The organism is Olsenella sp. oral taxon 809 str. F0356 (genome assembly GCF_000233535.1).
Classification (GTDB): Bacteria; Actinomycetota; Coriobacteriia; order Coriobacteriales; family Atopobiaceae; genus Olsenella_I; species Olsenella_I phocaeensis.
In genome coordinates this window covers 942,902-963,127 of record NZ_JH376563.1, presented here as the reverse complement: position 1 = coordinate 963,127, position 20,226 = coordinate 942,902, and the positions used below count along the sequence as shown (strand labels likewise).

The window sequence follows — 20,226 nt, the reverse complement described above, 5'->3', positions numbered from 1 at the left end:
GCTAAACATGGAATAGCGCGTTTAGTACCAGTGGGCGCGCCTCTCCCCCGCCGACAGCCCGTGCTGCCCCGCCGAAAACCCCACCAACCACGGACGCGGACCCTCCCGTTCGCGCTAGCCTACGGGTCAGCGGGCCTACCCGCTCATGCTCATTCCTTGGGGAGAGGAGCTCCTATGCCGGTTGCCACCAGACCGTTTGGCCACTGCGAGGATGGCCGGGAGGTCCACCTGTACGAGCTTCAGAACTCCTCGGGCATGCGCGCCTGCGTCACGGACCTCGGCGCCTGCCTGCAGGCGGTCGTCGTCCCCGACGGGAGGGGCAGCTTCGTCGATGTGACCCTGGGTTACGATGGCGCGCCCGGCTACCTGCACAACGGCGCAGACTTCGGGGCCATCGTGGGCAGAAACGCCAACCGCATCGCCGGCGCGAGCTTCGAGCTGGCCGGCACGACCTACCACCTCGCGGCAAACGACGGCCCCAACAGCCTGCACTCGGGCCCGCACTTCTGGTTCGAGCGCCTCTGGAAGCTCGCCGACGGCCCGCGCCAGAACGGGGACGGCAGCTGCCAGCTCACGCTCAACCTCCTGAGCAGGCCGGGCGACCAGGGATTCCCCGGTGCGCTCGACGTCTTTCTCACCTACCGCCTCTTCGAGGACGGCCGTCTCGAGCTGAGCTTCGAGGCCATGCCCTCCGCCACCACCATCGTCAACCTGACCTGCCACGCCTATTGGAACCTCAACGGACATGCCGCCGGCTCGGTCCTCTCGCACGAGCTCTGGCTCGACTGCGACCGCTACACCCCCTCCGACGCCCGACTCATCCCCACCGGAGAGCTCGCCGACGTCACGGGCACCCCGTACGACTTCCGCAGCACGAAGGTGCTGGGTCGCGACATATGGCTCGTTCCCGGAGGCTATGACACCAACTTCGTCCTGAAGAACGACGAGAGGGTGGAGAGGGTCGCCCGCCTCACGGGTGACCAGAGCGGAATCTGGATGGACGTCTGGACCGATGCCCCGGGCCTGCAGCTCTACACCGCAGGCGGGCTCGACGCCCTGGGCAAGGGCGGCGTGCATCATGGCCGCTTCGACGGCGTCGCCCTCGAGACCCAGTTCTTCCCCGACGCCATCCACCACAAGAACTTCCCCCAGCCGGTCTACGCGCCGGGACACCCCTTCGTCTCGCGCACGGTCTTCGCCTTCGGGCACGCCGAACGCTAGGGCCGCCAGCGCCGCAAGCTCCCTCATCGCATGCGCCACCCGTGCGCATGCCGTGCTCCGCCCGTGCACGAGCGCGTCCGACGCGTCCGCCTCGCGCTCGAAAGCGTCCAACGTGTGCGATACAAACGCGAAAACGTCCAACGCGTCTTTGAGCTCACCGCCAACTGGGCAAACGTGAGGCTCTCAGACGCGTTGGACGTACTCGGCGGGCATTCGGACGCATCGGACGTACTCGGCGGGCATTCGGACGCATCGGACGTACTCGGCGGGCATTTGGACGCATCGGACGTACTCGGCTGCAGGCTGCACGCGTTGGACGCCATCGCGAGACAAAGCGCACGTGGCGCCAGGCGAGAGTCGCCCGCCTACGCCGTCGTGGGCTGCTGCTCCGCTGCGTCCTCCACGTGGTAGCGCTTGTACACGTAAGCCGTGATGAGCGGTGTCAGGATGGCCGTCACGATGGCGGCTGCCGCCACCTGCGCCGTCGCCGTGGCCAGCACGGCCCCGCCGAAGCGCTCGGCGCAGACGGAGGCCATGGCCGCCGGGGTGGCCACGTTGGCACCCGCGCAGCTCGAGATGGCCGCGCCAGCCACGCCGGTACCGCCCGTCGCACGGTCGGCGGCGACGGTCACGAGCGCGCCGCCCACGGAGCAGATGACGCCCAGCAGGATGCCGGGAAGTCCCGCCTGCACGATCTGGCTCAGGGTCATCGTGGAGCCCATCGCGAAGAAGGTCAGGATGATGATGCCGGGAAGGCCGGCCGAGAGGGTCTTCTTGAGGCTGGGGAAGCAGTTGCCCAGCACGATGCCCAGCAGGATGGGCAGCACGGCACCTAGAAGGCTCCAGCCCAAAGGCGCCTGCCCGGCGGCACCCAGCACGATCATGGTGACGGGAGGGCCGACCACCAGGGTGGTCACGGCGACGGCACCACGCTCGACCTCGGTGCCGTAATCTCCCATAAGCCCCGCGTAGAGCGAGTTGTTCGCGCCGGAGCAGGCGGCAAGGATGACCATGGACGAGAGTCCCAGCAGGTTGTCGCCCAGAGCGAACTGCACGATGAGCGCCAGCGCCACGCAGAAGACGACCTTGGTCGCGATGATGATCGCGCCACGGACGGCGGCCTTCGGCGCCGACTCGAACGAGATTGTGGTGCCCACCATGACCAGGAAGGCGCCGACGAGCGCGCCCGTACCTCCGGTGGTCATGGCCGTGGTGAAGCTCCCCAGGGCGAAGACCTGTGGGAAGAAGGTGTTGATGGTGCAGGCGAGGAGCAGGGGCACGAGGATGTTGGCCCCGGGGATGCGGCCGAGCATCTTGAAGAAGCCGCCGCCCTTCTCCGCCTTGGTTGTTGCCTCGGACATGTACGCTTCCCTTCGGTTTGCCTGCGCATGCTTCGGGGCCCTGGCCGAGCCGGGCCCCAACTGGTCGTACGACGTGACGTGCGCGGGTGCTTACCCGTCCATCACGATTCCGCCGTCACAGTCCCCCACCTCGCCGTTGACGAAGCTCGCGAGGTCGGACGCGAAGAAGAGCACCATCTGCGCGGGCTCGGAAGGCTCGGCGGCACGGCCCAGCGGGATGATCGAGATGACCTTGTCGTGCTTGACCGGGTCCTCGCTGAGCGCAGTGGTCATGCTGGTCAGGGTGAAGGAGGGGCAGACGGCGTTGCACGAGATGCCGTACTTGCCGCCCTCCTTGGCGATGGCCTTGGTGAGACCGTTCACTCCTGCCTTGGACGAGGCGTAGGCGGCGGTGCCCAGCAGGCCCCCGCCGATCTTGCCGGCCACGGACGAGACGTTGACGATGCGCCCACCGCCGTGCTCCTTGAAGTAGGGAAAGATCGCGCTGCACATGGTGAAGGTGCCCGTGAGGTTGACGTCGATGGTGCGCTTCCACTCCGCGTCGTCGACCTGCTCGAAGGGCTTGGCCGAGATGACGCCCGCGTCATTGATCAGGATGTTGATGCCCGGGACCTCATCCAGAATCTGCGCGACGGTCGCGCGCACCGCAGCGGGGTCTCCCACGTCGAGCCGGTAGTAGTGGTTGCCCTCCCCCAGCGACGCCACGAACTCCCTGCCGCGCTGCTCGTTGAGCCCGATGACAACGACGTGGCCGCCACCCTCGACGATGCCCTTGCAGATCTCGGCGCCGATGCCACGGGTGCCGCCGGTGACGATCGCGGTCTTGCCCGTGAAGTCAAAAGCCATGCCCTGCTCCCTTCCATGTCGCAGCTTGTTTGCCGCAGAGAGCTTGGACCCTTTGGAGGCTGCATTTTATTCAGATTTGTAAACTATCGAATATTGTTCATGCGAAATTTGTATTCAGATTACTGGTCCTTTACTTCGTCCTCAAAGGTCAGCGTCCTTCTCGACAAGCACGATTCGCATGCATTCTTTTATGAGAGCCACTGCATAATTCATTCGTTCATATTTCCTACACAAGACACGCCGGCGACGCGCGACATCATGACGGATGGCTTTGAGCACCCACGACGTCAAACGCGCGTCTCTCAGCAAGAAATACGTCAAACGCGTCCGAAGCACTCACGTTTGCCCAGTTGAACAGGCGAGAAAAAACGCGTTGGACGTAGTCGGGCATTTTTCGCACGCGTTCGACGTAGTCGAGTGTTCCTTGCACGCGTTGGACGTAGTCGAACATTTTTCGCACGCGTTGGACGTATTCGGTGGAGAGACGCACGCGTTAGACGTAGTCGGACAACTCTCGCACGCGTTGGACGTATTCGGTGGAGAGACGCACGCGTTAGACGTCGTGGGTGGGCGGCGACGGCAACGCGAGGCGGGCGCCGACCAACCTGCGGCCGACGCCCGTGCGTCAATCAAATCTTCAAAGTGGTGAGTGGTAAGTGGTGAGACGTGGCCTACGCCAGCTGCGCCTCCGCGGCCTTCTCGGTCTCGTTGGCGCGCCTGAAGTCGGCGAGCCAGGCACGGTAGCCCGCGACGTCGTCGACATCGGGCTCCAGCGTCAGCTGCTCCATGCCGGCGAACACGCGCTCGTCCAGGAAGCTCGAGAGCGACTGTCCCTCGGCCCTGTTGACCATGTACGAGGCAGCGACCGCCTGGCCCCAGGCGCCTCCCTCCCCCGCCGTCGCCATGACGGTGACGGGTGCCTCGAGCGCCGCCGCGAGCAGGCCCTGCGCCACCTTGGGCGTCTTGAAGATCCCGCCGTGCCCGTAGAGCTTGTCGATACGCACGCCCTCCTCGCGCAGGGCCTCGTTGCCCGCGGCGAGGGCCCCGAAGGCCGCCATGATGTGACAGCGCATGAAGTTGGCCACGTCGAGGCGCGCGTTCTGCCGGCGCAGGAAGAGGGGAAAGCCCGTCTGGACGCCCATGACCGTCTCGCCCGAGACGAAGGGCACGGACACCAGGCCGCCCGCGTCCTTCTCGCCCTCCAGGGCCGCATTGAACAGGGTGGCGAAGATGCTGGCCTTGTCCGCCTCCTGGCCCATGACGCGCAGAAAGTCGGCGAGGAGGTCGACCCAGGCGTTGATGTCGGAGCTGCAGTTGTTGCAGTGGACCATGGCGACGGGGTCTCCCATAGGGGTGGTGACGAGGTCGATCAGCGGGTTGGAGGGGTCCTTGAGCGCGTGCTCGAGCACGACCATCGAGAAGACGGAGGTCCCAGCCGAGACGTTGCCCGTGCGCGGGGCCACCGCGTTGGTGGCGATCATGCCGGTGCCGGCGTCGCCCTCGGGCGGGCAGACGGGGCAGTCCGCCTCGAGGTCCCCGTCGTGGTCGAGGAAGCGCGCGCCCTCCTCGCTCAGGTGTCCCGCGACCTCCCCGGCAAGCATCACGCGAGGGAGAAGGTCCTCGGCCTTCCACACGACCCCCCTTTGGGCCACGAGCTCGTCGAACTTGGCCAGCATGCCCGCGTCGTAGTCCTTGGTCGCGGAGTCGATGGGGAACATGCCGGAGGCGTCGCCCACCGAGAGCACGTGCTCGCCCGTGAGCCTGCGATGCGCGTAGCCTGCCAGGGTGGTGAGGCTCGCGATGCGTCCCACGTGCTCCTCGTCGTCGAGCACGGCCTGGTAGAGGTGGCTCACGCTCCAGCGCTCGGGGATGTGGAAGCCGAAGAGGCCCGAGAGCTCACGGGCGGCGCGGGTCGTGGTTGTGTTGCGCCAGGTGCGGAAGGGCACCAGGAGCTCGCCTGCGGCGTCGAAGGGCAGGTAGCCGTGCATCATGGCACTCACCCCCAGGCCCGCGACGCGGCGCAGGGTCACGCCGTAGCGTGCGAGCACGTCCGCCTTGAGCGCGGCGTAGGCGGCCGCGATGCCCTCGTCCAGCTCCTCCTGGGCGTAGGTCCAGTAGCCGTCGACCAGGGAGTTCTCCCAGTCGAAGGCGCCGATGGCGACGGGCTGGTCGTCCGCGTCGTCCAGGACGGCCTTGATGCGAGTGGACCCGTACTCGATGCCCAGGGTGCACTTCCCCGCCTCGAGCTCCTGGGCGATCTGCTGTGTGGTCTTCGTCATGTCTCCTCCAAGGGAAGGACCGCAACCCGCGAGGGGCTGCGGCCCAGGTCAGCCAGAGATGGGGGCGGTGGCGGGCATGTCGGCCCGCCGTCCGCGGGGCCTAGCGGTAGTACACCTCGCCCAGCTTGAGGTCGCGCTGGAAGTCGCGGAGCCTGGTGTTCTCGTCGATCACCACGGCCTCGATGCCCATGGCCTCGGCCCAGTCGACCATCTGGTCGGCCGTGAGGTCGTAGGACATGGCGGTATGGTGCGCGCCGCCGGCATAGATCCAGGCGGTGGTACCCACCTTGAGGTCGGGGCGCGGCGTCCAGAAGACGGTGCCGGTGGGCAGGAGCGGCATGGGCTTCTCGACCTTCTTGCAGTCCACGTCCTGGATGATCAGGCGGAAGCGGTTGCCCAGGTCGACGAGGGAGGTGGCGATGGCGGGACCGGTCTTGGCGGTGAAGATGAGGCGCGCGGGGTCCTCGCGGTCGCCCATCGAGAGCGGGGTCGCGCGGATCGAGACCTTGCCGTCGGCCACGGAGGGGTCGACCTCGGCCATGTGGGACTCGAGTATGCCCTCCTTGCTCTTGACCAGGTTGTAGGTGTAGTCCTCCATGAGCGCGGAGCCCTTGGCGCCCGCCATGCCGGCGGTCATGACCTTCATCAGGCGCACCATGGCAGGGGTCTTCCAGTCGCCCTCGGGGCCGAAGCCGTAGCCCTTCTGCATGAGGCGCTGGATGGCCAGGGACGGCAGCTGCTTGAGCCCGCCCAGGTCGCCGAAGTGGTCAGAGAAGGCGTTGTAGCCGTGCTCGACCAGGAAGCGCTCGATGCCGATCTCCTGCGCGGCCTGCACCTCGACGTGACGGCGGAACTCCTCGGGGTCGCGGCCGTCCAGCACCAGGTCGTAGGTGTCGTAGTACTCGTCGGTCAGGGCCTTGACCTCGGCGTCCGTCACGCCCTCCACGTAGGGGACGAGGTCGTTCACGGGCCAGGCGTCGACGGTCCAGCCAAACTTGACCTCGGCCTCAATCTTGTCGCCGTCGGTCACCGCGACGTTGCGCATGGTGTCGGCGAAGCGGGCCACGCGGATGTTGCGGCTCTCGTTGACACCCACGGCCACGCGCTGCCAGGCACCGAGCTCGGCCTGGGCCTCGGGGTCCTTCCAGAAGCCGAAGACCACCTTGTGGTTCCAGCGCATGCGGGCGAAGATGTGCCCCAGCTCGCGCTCGCCGTGGGCGGCCTGGTTCTCGTTCATGAAGTCCATGTCGATGGTGTCGTAGGGGATCTCCTCGTTGTACTGCGTCGCGAACTGGCACAGCGGCTTGCGGAGGTCCTGGAGGCCCAGGATGTAGGACTTCGCGGGCGAGAAGGTGTGCGCCCAGGTGATGATGCCGGCGCACTCGTCGTCCACGTTGGCCGCGTTGAAGGTGGCGCGGATCACGTCGCTGGTGAGCAGGTTGGGCTTGAGCACGACCTCGAAGGGGACGAGCTCGCTAGCGTTGAGCTCGGCCACGACCTCGGCCGCGTGTTGGGCGACGTGCTCGAGCACCTCGTCGCCATAGAGGTCCTGGGTGCAGGGGCAGAACCAGAACTTGTACTGCTTGATCTTCAGCATGAAGAGCCTCCTTTTGCGAGCCGCGCTTTCGCGGCGATGCCGTTCGGGAGGGGAGGTCCCGGGAGGGGCCTCCCCCAGAGAGCTACTTGATGACCTGGTTGCCCTCGCGGTCAGAGAAGAGCGCCAGGAAGATCAGGAACACGATGCCCATGATGAGCTGCTTGGGCGCCGCCTCGAAGCCCATCATCGAGAGGCCGCGGTCCAGGATGCAGTAGGTCAGGACGCCCACGACGATGTTGGAGAAGCGCACCTTGGCGCCGCCCGAGATGGGCAGGCCTCCCAGGACGAGGGCGAGCATGATCTGGGTCTCCATCATGTTGCCGCCGGTGGCCGTGACCGAGCCGTTGCGGATGGCCAGGATGAAGGCGGCGAATCCCGTGATGCAGCCTGCCGCCACGTAGACCAGGACCTTGGTGCGCTGGACGTCGATGCCCGCGAAGCGCGCCGCCGTCTGCCCCGCGCCGATGGCCTTGAGGTTCGAGCCCAGCGGCGTGAAGGTGAACACGGCATAGAAGACCACGAGGCAGGCGATGGTGATGGCCATGAGCAGCGTGGGGTTGTTGAGGTCGGCCTGCAGGTAGCCGGCACCCTGTGCGGGCGAGTTGGTGGTGAGGAAGGCCACCACGCCGCGGAGCAGGAACATGGTGCAGATCGTGACGATGAACGAGGCTATCTGCCTCCGCACGTGGAAGTACGCGTTGACCGCGCCGATCGCGGCGCCTGTGGCGATTCCGCCCAGGACGGCCAGGACCGGGTTGACCTGCGAGAGGTAGCACACCACGATGCAGCAGACGCCAATCATGGAGCCCTGGCTGAAGTCGAGCGAGCCCATGGACATGATCATGAACACGCCGATGGCCGCGATCATGAGCACGTAGGTCGAGTTGAGGATGAGCCTGATGTTCTTGACCTGGACGAGCTTTCCGCCGGTGGCGACGGCAAAGAACAGGAAGATCAGGAGGAAGCCGAGCAGCGGCAGGATGGATCGCGCGTTGATCTTGGAGAGAAGTCCGGACTTGGTCTGCTCGTCACTCTCGCCTGCCACGGTGGCAACGCCGTTGGTTTCAGTCATCTTGTTCGCCTCCTAAACCATCAGAGAGATGAGGTCTTGCTCGCTCAGGTCGCGGGAGCGCTTGAGTTCGCCGTTGATCTTGTGGTCCTTCATCACGAGGATGCGGTCGCACATGCCGATGAGCTCCATGATCTCTTCCGAGATGACGAGGATGGCCTTGCCGTCCCTGCGCATCTGGTCCATGAGGGCGTAGATGTCGGCCTTGACCTTGATGTCGATGCCGCGGGTGGGCGAGTCGAGCAGGAGGATGTCGGACTCGGCGCCCAGCCAGCGCGCCAGGACGACCTTCTGCTTGTTGCCGCCCGAGAGCGCGGAGACGAACTGGCTCACGCCGACCATCTTGACCGACATGTCCTTGGCGTAGCGCTCCGCGAACTCGCGTTGCCTCTTTGCCGAGAGGGGCAACCCCATCTTGCGCAGCGAGGGCAGCGTGACGTTGTCCTGGATGGTATCGGCGATGAGGAGCGACTCGTTGTCGCGGTCCTTCGAGGCGTAGGCGATGGAGTGGTCGATGGCGCAGTTGATGCTGTCGACGCTCGTGCCGTCCGAGAGCGTGACCTCGCCCGTGCGCTCGTATGAGGCGCCGAAGAGGGCCTTGCCCACCTCGTGCATGCCGCATTCGGAGAGGCCACCGATGCCCAGGATCTCTCCCCTGTGCAGCTCGAGCGAGACGTCCTCGAGCTGGCCGGGGACGCTGACACCCCTCATGGAGAGGGCCACGCCCGCGGCGAGCGACTCGCCGTAGTCCTCGCGGTAGTAGTGACCGCTCATCTGGCGGCCGACCATGAGGGTCTTGAGCTCCTCCTCGGTCACGTCCTTGGCGCTGACGGTCTTGATGAACTCGCCGTCGCGCAGGATGCTGATCGTGTCGGACATCGAGAGGACCTCGGCCATGTCGTGGCTGATGAAGATCACGGTGCGACCGTCGTCGCGGACCTTGTTCATGACGCTGAAGAGCTTGTAGCGGCCGTTCTGGCTGAGGGCCGTGGTGGTCTCGTCCACGACGAGGACCTTGGGCGCGAACCAGGTGGAGCGCACGATCTCGACGAGCTTGCGGTCCTCGAAGTTGTAGTTCTCGATGGGGTCCGAGGCCTTGATGTAGTCCAGGCCATAGTCCGAGAGGAGCTCCTGCGCCTTCTTGTACATGGCGCGGGTGTTCTTGATCCCCCCGCTGATGAACTGGTCCTCGTCGCCGAGGAACATGTTCTCGGCGACGGTGAGGCCGTCGAGGGTGCCCTGCTCCTGGACGATGACGGCGGCGCCGTGGTGGTTGGCGTCGACCTGGTTCCTAGGGGCGATCTTCTGGCCGTCCAGCTCGAACGTGCCCTCGCCGATGGTGATGATGCCGGTGAGCATGTTGGTGAAGGTCGACTTGCCGGAGCCGTTCTCGCCTATGAGGGCGTGCACCTCTCCCTTGTAGAAGTCCAGGGAGACGTGGTCGACCGCGTGCGTGGGCCCGAAGCGCTTGTCAATGCCCACGGCATGGAGCATGATTTCCCTTGCCATCCTGCGTCCTCCCTTCCTACTTGACGACGGCGCCGTTGCGACGCTTGGTGGTGAGCGTGACGATGGCGAGCAGCGTCGCGCCGGTGACGATGTTGTTGACGGTTGTGGGCATGCCCAGGGCGACGAAGCCCGCGAAGATCATGGCCACGATGTACTCGCCGATGAGGATGGACACCACGGGGTGGCCGTACTTCTTGAAGGCCAGGCCGAAGAAGGTGCCCATGAGCGGCTGGAAGTTGAGCGCCTGCGAGAGCATGCCGGTCTGGGGCGTCTGCGCGGTGCCGTAGCCCAGGTAGAGGATGGACATGATGCCCATGAAGGTGCCGCAGAGCATGAAGGCGATGGCCTTGTAGCGGTCGACGTCGACGCCCATGTTCTTTGCCACGAGCTCGTTGGCTCCGATGGCGTTGGTGTAGGTGCCCACCTTGGTGTACTTGAGGATGAACCAGCAGAGCAGGAAGGCGAGCAGCGCCACCACGAGGTTCCAGGGGTAGGAGCCGAAGAGCTTGTAGGAGTCGCTCAGGCGCGTGCCGTTCACGTTGGCGATCCAGACGGAGAAGCTCTCGTAGATGAGCGAGAGGCCCGTGGTCACGATGATCGACGGGATGTGCATCTTGATGTAGGCGATGCCGTTGCAGAAGCCCAGGGCGAGGCCGACCAGGATGGGCACGACGATGACCGAGACCCAGCCGAGCTGGGGCGTCAGGGCGATGGCCGCGAGCTCCGAGACGATCAGGATGGAGCCGATGGAGAAGTCGAAGAGCCCCATGACGCAGATGAAGTACATGCCACAGCCGCCCACCGCGTAGATGAGGGCGGTCTGCAGGTACGAGGTGAGCTTGTCCGGCGAGCCGAAGGTGTCGGGAGACGAGACCTTGAACACAGCCCAGATCACCGCGGCGATGAGCAGGAGCAGCCCCACCCCGTACCACTGGCTCTGCCGGGCCTTATTCAGAAACGATTGCATCAATCGCCCCTTCCTCATGTTGCTGACAGGCGTTTCGCAGTGAATCGGAGGGAATCCGAGGACTCTCGGGCTCCCTCCGATTCGGATGCCGCTATGGTGCCGGCCTGGCCGACGTCAGGGACTGCCCGGGCGTTACGGGCCTAGGCGTGACGGGTCTAGGCGTGGCGGGTCTTGACGTCCTCGATGCTGAGCGACGTGGCGGCCTTGTTGAGGTCGTCGAAGCTCTTCTCCGCGAGTGCCTTGATCTCGTCGTCGGTGTAGGGGGCGTCGTTCACGAAGTACTTCTCGTAGTCGGCGTACTCATCGGAGCTCGAGACGTAGACGTAGGGGAACTTGATCTCGGCGCCGAACTCGCCCTCCTTGACCTCGAGCTTGCCGGTGCAGGCCTGGTAGGTGAGCATGAAGGCGTACAGGGGGTCGCAGAAGTGGCCGCCGGACTCGGCGAAGATGCCGCCGGAGGTGAGCTGGTCGGCGAGGTCGGAAAGGAAGTCGGTGGAGACGACCGAGATCTTGCCCGTGAGGCCCATGTTGGCGAGCTGGCCGATGGAGCCCACCAGCGGGTCGCCACCGCCGCCGGCGACGATCAGGGCGTCGATGTCCGGGTTGGTGTTGACGAACTGCTCGGTGACCTTGGCGCCCTCGGCCGAGGAAGTGTTGGCGTAGACGGGCTCGGTCATGGTCGCCTGGTCGCTGGGGTGAGCGGCGTTCCACTCCTCGAGGCCCTCCTTGTAGCCCTGCCAGCGCAGCTGGAAGGTGGCGTCGCCGACGGTCCATCCCTCGAGGCAGATGTGGCGGGCGCCGGTCTTGTTGGGGCCGCCCTTCTCGAGCAGGAGGCCCATCAGGGTCTTGCCGTTGAGGACCTCGTCCTCGTGGACGGCTCCGACGTAGTACTTGGAGCTCTTGGCCGCGGCGTAGACGTCGGGCGAGGCGGTCTCGGAGATGATGCGGTAGAACTGCGTGACGTACATCTCGTTCTCGTTGCAGGTGTTGATGACGGAGGTCATCTCGGAGTCCGCGGAGTTGCAGATGATCATGCCGTTGCAGCCGGCCGCGGCGAGGGTCTCGGCGGAGGCGGTGACCTGCTCGGAGACGTGGCCCTGGTCGACGACGGTGGTCTCGACGCCCAGGATGCTCGCGGCCTTCTTCACGATGTCGACCGAGAGGGAACCAAGTGCGTCGGTGGAGCTCCAGATGGAGACGCCGATCTTGACGTCCCTGCCCGACGCGTCGGAGCTGCCGGAGTCGGAGCTGCCGGACCCGCCGCTGCAGGCCGCGAGCACGGATGCCGCGCCCAGGCCCGCGCCGGTGACGCCCGAAAGCTTGAGGAAATCGCGCCTAGAGAGATTGCCCATTCCAAGTACTCCCTTCAAGAACCTTCCCGACCAAACAGTCGCCTTCGTGGGTGCCGTGGCACCCGTCTGCGGACCCTCTTGCCTGTCGTCCCCTGGCCCCTGTTGTTTAGGTCTCTGTTTACTGCCCACAAGAGAGAAAAACGACGGTCCGGACCTCGAAGAACGCCCCCCATGTAAGAAAGTGCCGCAGAACATGCGGGTCAATGTGACGTGTTTCGTTCATCGACCCTTTGCCTAACAACGTTGTAGCCTCTCTGGCACGTTCGCGAAACTCATTTGCCCGCGAACGGTTACAAAACAGTTGTGAACGGAGAAACATCAGTTAAATGGCAGTGTGTGAGGGCTATTTTAGTAATTCGAAACTGAACATTTATGGCTTTGTTCACCTAACAATTTGGATGGGTGCCAGAGAGTTGGTCTGGCAGGAGGAGCCCGGGAGGAGTCGGGCCCCTCTGCCCCACATGCGGCCCGCCAATACGCAACAATAGCCAGTGCAATAGAGCGCGGAAGAGAGAAGGAGCCCCATGGCAATCACCCCCGAAGAGGTCCGCGAGACCCTCGACATGGTCTCTCGCCAGAACCTCGACCTCAGGACCATCACCATGGGCGTCTCGCTCTTCGGCTGCGCCGACGAGGACATGGCGCGCATGTGCACCAAGATATACGACCGCATCACGACGACGGCCGAGCGCCTGGTGCCCGTCGCCAGCGAGCTCGAGCGCGAGTACGGCATCCCCATCGCCAACAGGCGCGTCTCGGTCACCCCCGTGGCGCAGATCGCTGCCGCCTGCCCCGACCGGGACCTCTCGCCCATCGCGCGGGCGATGAACCGCGCGGCCGAGACCCTGGGCATCGACTTCATGGGCGGCTTCTCGGCGCTCGTCCAGAAGGGCATGGGAGCCACCGACCGCCGCCTCATCGACTCCATTCCCACGGCGCTGGCCTCCACCGAGCGCGTCTGCTCCAGCGTCAACGTGGCCAGCCTGCGCGCCGGCATCAACATGGACGCCGTGCTGCTCATGGCCCAGAAGATGCTGGAGTGCGCCGAGCTCACCCAGGACATCGACTGCTACGGCGCCGCGAAGCTCGTGGTCTTCTCCAACATGGTAGAGGACTCCCCCTTCATGGCGGGCGCCGTCCATGGCGGCGGCGAGGCCGACGCGGTCATCAACGTGGGCGTCTCGGGCCCGGGCGTGATGGCCGCAGCCCTCGGGGAGCTGCCACCGGACGCGGACCTCACCGAGGTGGCCGAGCGCATCAAGCAGACCGCCTTCAAGATCACCCGCGCCGGGGAGCTCATGTGCCGCGAGGCGGCGCGGCGCCTAGGCGCCGAGAGGGGCATCGTGGACCTGAGCCTGGCGCCCACCCCGGCGGCGGGCGACTCCGTCGCGAAGATCCTCGAGATCATCGGCGTGGGCGAGTGCGGCGGCCCCGGCACCACCTGCGCCCTCGCCCTCCTCAACGACGCCGTCAAGAAGGGCGGGGTCATGGCCAGCTCCATCGTGGGTGGCCTCTCCGGCGCGTTCATCCCCGTCTCGGAGGACGCGGGCATGATCCGCGCCGCCCAGGACGGGGCACTCAGCCTCGAGAAGCTCGAGGCCATGACCTGCGTCTGCTCCGTGGGGCTCGACATGATCGCCATCCCCGGCGACACCTCGGTCGAGACCATCGCCGGCATCATCGCCGACGAGATGGCCATCGGCGTGATCAACGCCAAGACCACGGCCGTGAGGCTGATCCCCGCCATAGGCAAGCGAGAGGGCGACGTCCTCGAGTTCGGCGGCCTCTTCGGCTCCGCCCCGGTCATGCCCGTGAACCGCTTCGCGGGAGACGTGCTGGCGCATCGCGGCGGCCGCTTCCCCGCCCCGCTCAACTCGCTCAAGAACTAGCCCGGGGCTGGGATGGAGCCCAGGCCGAGGCCGAGGGGACCCAAGGGCCGCGAGCCCCTGCTCCCCTACAACTTCCTCGAGGTGTCGCTGGTGACCCTCTCCATCGCCGCCCTGAGCCTCGCCTGGCCCCTGGGTCTGGGCGAGCTCGTGGTCGGGACGCACGACGGGACGGAGGCTGCGGCCGCAGACCCCGACGAGTCGCTGCCCTCGGACGAGCTCCTCTCGCTCGAGCTCCCCGACGCGTCCCTCACGGCTCTGGGGCATCCCCGACCGCAGGCCATAGCCTGCATGAGCGCCGTCCAGGAGGAGATCGTCCGCCTCGCCGCGCAGGGGGTGGACGTGGGCTTCTGCCTGCGCGACCTCGACGGCAACGAGTTCGTGGCCTACCAGGCGAACAGGGACTTCTACACCGCGAGCAGCATCAAGGGGCCCTACGTGGCCTCGCTCCTCGAGCGGCGCGTGGACGAGGGCGACCTCCCCCTGGGCGACGTCGCCTCCCGCGTGAGGAGCATCGTCCTCTATTCGGACAACGACGCCTACGCGAGCCTGGTCGACCAGTACGGCGAGGAAGGCTTCGCAGGATGGCTCGAGGAGGCCGGCGTCGACACCGGCGTCTACGACGACCTCGGCGCGTACGCGGAAACGAAGTACCCCCGAAGCACCCCCTCGCAGCTGGCAGACGAGTGGGAGGGCATCCATGCCTACCTGGGCCACAGGACGAAGGCCTCCGAGCTCCTTGCGGGCCTCTTCGAGGAACGCGAGACGAGCCCCATCAGGGATGCGCTGGGCAGCGACGCGCGCAGCTGGTCGAAGGCGGGCTGGTTCCCCACGCGCGAGAGCGATCTCGTGACCCCGGCGGCCAACGACGCCGGCATCGTGCTCCACCGGGACGGCAGCGGCTACGTGCTCGCCGTCATGTCCACCTCCCCGGCAGACCTCGACGTGCTGGAGGGCCTCATCCGCGCCCTCGACGAGCTGAGCCTCTGCCTCTGACCTTCCCGCGGCATGGCAGGGACTCGCGGGCCAGGCGCCCGCGGTCCTCTCGCCCGGCGCACCCTTGTCTGCCGAGGCGTCGGCACCCCTAGCCCAGGAAGAGCACCTCGGGCTCGAGCCTCACGCCAAACTGGCGCATGACCTCGTCCTGCACGTGCTCGATCACGGCGTGGACGTCGGCCGCGGTGGCGTTGTCCACGTTGACCACGAAGCCCGCGTGCTTGGTCGAGACCTCCGCCCCGCCCGAGCGCCAGCCCTGCAGGCCCGCGTCCATGATCAGCTTGCCAGCAAAGTGGCCCTCGGGGCGCTTGAAGGTCGAGCCGGCGCTGGGAAGCTCCAGGGGCTGCTTCTCCTCGCGACGGTGGGTGAGGTCGTCCATCGTCGCGCGAATCCGGGCGGGGTCCAGAGGCTCGAGGTCGAAGGTCGCGGACACGACTACCAGGTCGTCGGTGCGGATGCGGCTGGTGCGGTACCCCAGGGCGAGCTCGCCTGCGGGGATGGTGGCCAGGCTACCGTCGGGCATGACCACGCGCACGCTCGCGAGGACGTCGGACATGCTGCCGCCGTAGGCTCCGGCGTTCATGAAGCAGGCACCGCCGATGGAGCCGGGAATGCCGCAGGCGAACTCGAGGCCAGAGAGCCCCAGCTCGCAGGCCATCTCGGCGGCCTCCTTGAGGGTCACGCCTGCCTGGCAGGTCATCTGGGTGCCGTCGACGGACACGTTGACCAGGCCTTCGGCCATGGCCACGATGACGCCGCGGTAGCCCTCGTCAGAGACGAGCAGGTCGCTCCCGCGACCGAGGACGAAGTGGGGCACCCCCGCCTCGCGGCAGGCGGCGAGCACGTCACGCAGCTCCTCGACGTCCTCGGGGATGACATAGAGGTCGGTAGGCCCGCCGATCTGGAAGCTGGTGTGCCGGCTCATGGGCTCGTCTTCCAGGACGTTCTCCTCGCCCACGATGGAGCGCAGCCTCCAGGCGAGTCCCTGCAAGTGGTCGCCGCTCTCTGACATCCCGAATCACTCTCCCCGGCGCGCTCCCCGGCGCGGCTCGTCTGGTACGACGCCCTCGTGGCGCCGCCGTCGCAGCAGATTATAGGTTGCCTGGCGATGGCGGGGGCCGTTTGAGACGACCGTACTCGGACACCCCGCCAAAAACTGCGCACGGAAGCTCCGAATTATGGAGAGACGCATTGTGTACAAAGTCGCTAGCTGGACATATGCAGCAAGACGTCCCTCTTGCGAAAATCCCGTGCGCAGTTTTTCTCGGCACGAGAAGTGCTATAGTCACGCAGACAGTTTCGGGGCGGGGTGAGATTCCCCACTGGCGGTGATGGGCGCGAAGTTCGCCCGAGTCCGCGCGCCGCACAGAAAAGAGCGGCTGACCTGGTGAGATCCCAGGACCAACGGTCAAAGTCCGGATGAGAGAAACGAGGCCACCATGGCACAGGACTCCACCATGCGTCACGACACCCACTCCACCACCGAGCAGCGCGGCTGGTCGACCAAGCGCATCGCCGTCACGGCGCTCTTCTGCGCCGTCGCTGTCATCGCCACCCTCTTCCTGGAGTTCCCCATCCTCCCGGGCGTGTCCTGGCTCAAGTACGACCCCTCCGGCATCGTGGCCCTCATCGCGGGCTTCGCCTTCGGCCCCGCCACCGCTGCCGCGGTCTCCGTCATCCCCTACCTGGTGCATCTGGCGACGGCCAGCGGCATCTACGGCGTGATCATGGCCGTGCTGGCCACCTTCTCGCTCGCGATGCCCGCTGCCCTCGTGTACCGCCGCGACACCAGCCTGCGCGGCGCCATCCTGGGCATGGTCGTGGGTGCCGTGGTCTGCCTGGTCGCCTGCATCCTGGGCAACGTCGTCATCACCCCCTTCTACGCGGGCATGCCCGTCGACACCGTCGTCGCGCTGATCGTCCCCGCGCTCCTCCCCTTCAACCTGATCAAGATCGCCCTCAACTGCGTGGTGTGCGCACTGGTCTACAAGCCCGTCACCAAGGCCCTGGGCAACTAGGCCGCGACTTGGAATCTGCCGCCGCAAAGGACGTCACGGGCGACCCCGTGCTGAGACTCTCGCACGTCACCCTCGACTACGAGGGCGGCGTGCGAGCGCTTGATGACGTGTCCCTGGAGGTCGCGCGAGGCGAGCGTCTCTGCGTCCTGGGCGCCAACGGCTCCGGCAAGTCGACGCTCGCGAGCGTGCTCTGCGGCCTGCTCGCACCCGACGCGGGCGACGTCGAGCTGGTGGGGCGGCGCGTGCTTGTGGGCGGAAAGGTCGACTTCGCCGCCTACCGCCTGGCCCGGCGCAGCCTGGGCCTGGTCTTCCAGAACCCGGACGACCAGATCGTGACCTCCGTGGTCGCGGAGGACGTCGCCTTCGGCCCCGAGAACCTGGGCGTCCCCTCGGAGCAGATTGGCGAGCGCGTAGCCCGGGAGCTCCACCGCGTGGCCCTGGACGACTTCGCCCAGGCCGACCCGACCCGGCTCTCGGGAGGGCAGAAGCAGCGCGTCGCCATCGCCGGGGCGCTGGCCATGGAGCCCGAAGCCCTCGTCCTGGACGAGCCCGGCGCCCTCCTCGACGTGCGCGGACGCCGCTCGATCATGCGCGTCATGGCACGCCTCGCCACAGCCGGGACGACCGTCGTCCACGTGACCCACTTCATGGAGGAGGCCCTGGAGGCCGACCGCGTCGTCGTGATGTCCCACGGGAGGGTCGCGCTCGAGGGCACGCCGACCGAGGTCTTCTCGCACGCGGGAGAGCTTGCCGAGCTGGGGCTCGAAGAGCCCTTCGCGGCGCGCCTGGCGGAGGCGCTGCGCGAACGCGGGCTCGCCCTGCCCTGGACCTGCGACGGAGAGCAGCTGGCGGGGGACGTACTCAGGCTCTGCGGGCGCGGCGACCGCACGCCGCAGGACGGCGGGCGAGAGGATCCTCGGCAGGTCTCGCCCGCGCCCGCCCAGGTGGCGGACGCCGGGGAGCCGGCCGCCATCGAGCTCTTGCACGTCCGCTACTCGTACCGCGACGAGGACGCCCGCAGCGACGCGCGGCCGGCGCTCGACGGGGTGTCGCTGCGCGTCGCGCGTGGCAGCACCTGCGCCATCGTGGGCCAGACCGGCTCGGGGAAGTCCACCCTCCTGCGCATCGTCTGCGGCCTGGAGGCACCCGATGCGGGCGAGGTCCGCATCGGGGGAAGGGCCATCGCCACGCGCCGCGACCGCCTGCGGCTGCAGGGGGGCATCGGCTACGTGATGCAGCATCCCGAGCGGCAGCTCTTCGCCCAGACCGTCGCCGAGGACGTGGCCTTCGGCCCCCGCAACCTCGGGCTTCGCGGCAGGGCCCTCGACGAGAGGGTCGCGCTTGCACTCGAGCTCGTGGGGCTCTCGCACAAGACCGAGGCCTCGCCCTTCGAGCTCTCGGGCGGGCAGCAGCGCATGTGCGCCATCGCGGGCGTGCTCGCCATGCAGCCGGAGGTCCTGGTCCTGGACGAGCCCACCGCAGGCCTCGACCCGAGGGGGCGCAGGAAGCTGAGGCGGCTCCTCGACGAGGTCCACGCGCGAGGCGTGACCGTGGTGCAGGTCACCCACTCCATGGAGGACGCCGCCCGCTGCGAGCGGGTCGTGGTGCTCGACCGCTCCCACGTGCTGGCGAGCGGAACGCCGCGCGAGGTGTTCCGCGGCGCCAACGAGGCGCGGCTGCGCGAGGCGGGCCTGGGTCTGCCCCGCGCGCTCGAGTGGGCACGCACGCTCGAGTCGCGGGGCGTCACGGACCTGGGCGAGCCCCTCGTCCTGGACGAGCTCGCCGACCGGCTGGTCGCGCTCCTGCCGACCGGGGGAGGCGAGGCCTGATGGCGCTCAGGATACGCATGGGCCAGTACTACCCCGGAGACTCCCCCATCCATCGCCTGGACCCGCGTGCCAAGGTGACCGCCGCGCTGGCCGTCATGGTCTCGGTCTTCGCCATCTCGACGCCGCTCCAGCTCGCCTTCGGCTTCGCGTTCGCGCTCGCCCTCCTGGCCCTGGCGCAGGTGCCCGCGCACAAGGTCCTGGAGTCGATCCGTCCCCTGGTGGCGATGCTCCTCGTGCTGGGCCTAGTGAACCTCCTGGTCAACCAGAGCGGGGAGGTCGTGTGGCGGCTTGGCGTTCTGGCAATCACCACCGGCGGCCTGCGCGCTGCCTTCGTCTACAGCCTGCGCCTGGTCATCGCCGTGGTGGCGGCCGCCCTCATGCTGCTCACCACCACGCCCACCCAGCTCACGGACGCCTTCGACGCGGGGCTCGCGCCGCTCGCGCGCCTGGGGCTACCCGGCCACGAGCTGGCCATGGTCTTCTCGCTCATGCTGCGCTTCATCCCCACCCTCGCCGACGAGACCCAGTCCATCCTGGACGCGCAGGCGTCGCGCGGGGGACGGCTCCTCGCCGGCAGCCCGGTCCGGCGGATACGTGCCGTGGGGGCGATCCTCGTGGCGCTGCTCGCGAGCTCGATCCACCACGCGGAGGGCCTCTCGCGCGCGCTCGACGCCCGCTGCTACGAGGGCGGGTCCGAGCGCAGCCACTGGCACCCGCTGCGCATGCGTGGCGCGGACTGGCTCGCCGTGGGCGCCACGACGGCATACGTCGCGGTGCTGGTGGCGCTGGGACTCACGTCGCTGTAGCTCGCGGCGCTGTAGCTGCCAGGACAACGCACCCCGGCTGCAACCCTGCCTCAATCGCGTCCCCGCCGCCGGAAGCCGGGGCCACTCCTTGCCGCTGGGAGCCAGAGTCATGCCCTTGCCACCGGAAGCCAGATGTGGGTGGTTTTCTCGGAGAAAAACGCCCTGAACCACCCACTTCTCCCCTGCGGCGGCGGAAGAACCACCCACATCGAGCTCCTGGCGGCAGGACTTCTGGCGGAGGATCGCGTTTGGCGGCAGAACTCCTGGCGGCAGGACGTCCCGGCGGGAAGACGCAGGGCTCCTGGCGGCAGGGGCCGTAGCGGCAGGGCGCAAGACAGGTCACCAACGCGGCGCGCCCCTCTCCCCCGCCATCATTCTTTCACCCTCATGACAAGACCTCCGGCATCGCCCTTCCGCCGTCGCGCGGCGCGTATCATTGACTCGCTCGCACCTCATCGCTACAGCGACGAACTGACGGAAGGTAGGACCC

15 protein-coding genes and 1 riboswitch are annotated in these 20,226 nt (G+C 67.1%); of the genes, 6 read left to right on the top strand and 9 right to left on the bottom strand.

Features of this window, described 5'->3' with window-relative positions; translation table 11 throughout:
* Nucleotides 1–174: 174 nt before the first annotated feature.
* Complete coding sequence (locus HMPREF1008_RS04330) at nucleotides 175–1,221, top strand: aldose epimerase family protein (RefSeq protein WP_009278621.1); 1,047 nt, start codon at nucleotides 175–177, stop codon at nucleotides 1,219–1,221.
* Between the two features lie 365 nt (nucleotides 1,222–1,586).
* Here HMPREF1008_RS04330 and HMPREF1008_RS04325 read toward each other — a convergent pair whose 3' ends face one another.
* The 8 genes from HMPREF1008_RS04325 to HMPREF1008_RS04285 all read right to left on the bottom strand — a co-directional run bounded on the left by HMPREF1008_RS04325 (nucleotide 1,587) and on the right by HMPREF1008_RS04285 (nucleotide 12,201).
* Nucleotides 1,587–2,582 carry a 2-keto-3-deoxygluconate permease gene (locus HMPREF1008_RS04325; RefSeq protein ID WP_009278620.1) on the bottom strand — a complete coding sequence of 332 codons (996 nt, stop codon included), beginning with the start codon at nucleotides 2,580–2,582 and terminating at the stop codon, nucleotides 1,587–1,589.
* Between the two features lie 90 nt (nucleotides 2,583–2,672).
* Nucleotides 2,673–3,428 (bottom strand): SDR family NAD(P)-dependent oxidoreductase, encoded by a 756-nt coding sequence (locus HMPREF1008_RS04320; RefSeq protein ID WP_009278619.1) that lies wholly within the window; start codon nucleotides 3,426–3,428, stop codon nucleotides 2,673–2,675.
* 671 nt (nucleotides 3,429–4,099) lie between these two features.
* Entirely contained in the window at nucleotides 4,100–5,707 is a 1,608-nt protein-coding gene (locus HMPREF1008_RS04310) for a xylulokinase (RefSeq protein ID WP_009278618.1), read from the bottom strand.
* Nucleotides 5,708–5,807: 100 nt separating this feature from the next.
* A complete protein-coding gene (gene araA / locus HMPREF1008_RS04305) occupies nucleotides 5,808–7,304 on the bottom strand; it encodes an L-arabinose isomerase (RefSeq protein ID WP_009278617.1) in 1,497 nt (498 codons plus the stop codon).
* Nucleotides 7,305–7,386: 82 nt separating this feature from the next.
* Nucleotides 7,387–8,376, bottom strand: coding sequence for an ABC transporter permease (locus HMPREF1008_RS04300; RefSeq protein WP_009278616.1), 990 nt, complete (start codon nucleotides 8,374–8,376; stop codon nucleotides 7,387–7,389).
* A 12-nt stretch (nucleotides 8,377–8,388) separates the two neighbouring features.
* Nucleotides 8,389–9,882 carry a sugar ABC transporter ATP-binding protein gene (locus HMPREF1008_RS04295; RefSeq protein ID WP_009278615.1) on the bottom strand — a complete coding sequence of 498 codons (1,494 nt, stop codon included), beginning with the start codon at nucleotides 9,880–9,882 and terminating at the stop codon, nucleotides 8,389–8,391.
* A gap of 16 nt (nucleotides 9,883–9,898) precedes the next feature.
* On the bottom strand, nucleotides 9,899–10,849 hold the full coding sequence (locus tag HMPREF1008_RS04290) for an ABC transporter permease (RefSeq protein ID WP_009278614.1): 951 nt from the start codon (nucleotides 10,847–10,849) through the stop codon (nucleotides 9,899–9,901).
* A gap of 155 nt (nucleotides 10,850–11,004) precedes the next feature.
* Nucleotides 11,005–12,201 (bottom strand): substrate-binding domain-containing protein, encoded by a 1,197-nt coding sequence (locus tag HMPREF1008_RS04285; protein WP_009278613.1) that lies wholly within the window; start codon nucleotides 12,199–12,201, stop codon nucleotides 11,005–11,007.
* A gap of 524 nt (nucleotides 12,202–12,725) precedes the next feature.
* Between HMPREF1008_RS04285 and HMPREF1008_RS04280 the strand changes: the two genes are divergently transcribed.
* Nucleotides 12,726–14,090: a PFL family protein gene (locus HMPREF1008_RS04280; protein ID WP_009278612.1), complete on the top strand. Its 1,365-nt coding sequence runs from the start codon at nucleotides 12,726–12,728 to the stop codon at nucleotides 14,088–14,090.
* 12 nt (nucleotides 14,091–14,102) lie between these two features.
* Complete coding sequence (locus HMPREF1008_RS04275) at nucleotides 14,103–15,083, top strand: serine hydrolase (protein WP_009278611.1); 981 nt, start codon at nucleotides 14,103–14,105, stop codon at nucleotides 15,081–15,083.
* 88 nt (nucleotides 15,084–15,171) lie between these two features.
* Here the strand turns inward: HMPREF1008_RS04275 and murB are convergent, their stop codons facing one another.
* Entirely contained in the window at nucleotides 15,172–16,095 is a 924-nt protein-coding gene (gene murB / locus HMPREF1008_RS04270) for a UDP-N-acetylmuramate dehydrogenase (protein ID WP_009278610.1), read from the bottom strand.
* A 279-nt stretch (nucleotides 16,096–16,374) separates the two neighbouring features.
* Nucleotides 16,375–16,518: riboswitch (FMN riboswitch) on the top strand.
* A 4-nt stretch (nucleotides 16,519–16,522) separates the two neighbouring features.
* On the opposite strand from murB, the gene HMPREF1008_RS04265 reads away from it, so the two are divergent.
* The 3 genes from HMPREF1008_RS04265 to HMPREF1008_RS04255 are packed head-to-tail and all read left to right on the top strand — an operon-like array spanning nucleotide 16,523 to nucleotide 19,736.
* Nucleotides 16,523–17,101, top strand: a complete 579-nt coding sequence (locus tag HMPREF1008_RS04265) for an ECF transporter S component (RefSeq protein WP_009278609.1) — start codon at nucleotides 16,523–16,525, stop codon at nucleotides 17,099–17,101.
* Between the two features lie 8 nt (nucleotides 17,102–17,109).
* Nucleotides 17,110–18,930: an ABC transporter ATP-binding protein gene (locus HMPREF1008_RS04260; protein ID WP_009278608.1), complete on the top strand. Its 1,821-nt coding sequence runs from the start codon at nucleotides 17,110–17,112 to the stop codon at nucleotides 18,928–18,930.
* Nucleotides 18,930–19,736 carry an energy-coupling factor transporter transmembrane protein EcfT gene (locus tag HMPREF1008_RS04255; RefSeq protein WP_009278607.1) on the top strand — a complete coding sequence of 269 codons (807 nt, stop codon included), beginning with the start codon at nucleotides 18,930–18,932 and terminating at the stop codon, nucleotides 19,734–19,736. The genes HMPREF1008_RS04260 and HMPREF1008_RS04255 overlap by 1 nt, the downstream gene beginning before the upstream one ends.
* Nucleotides 19,737–20,226: the final 490 nt, after the last annotated feature.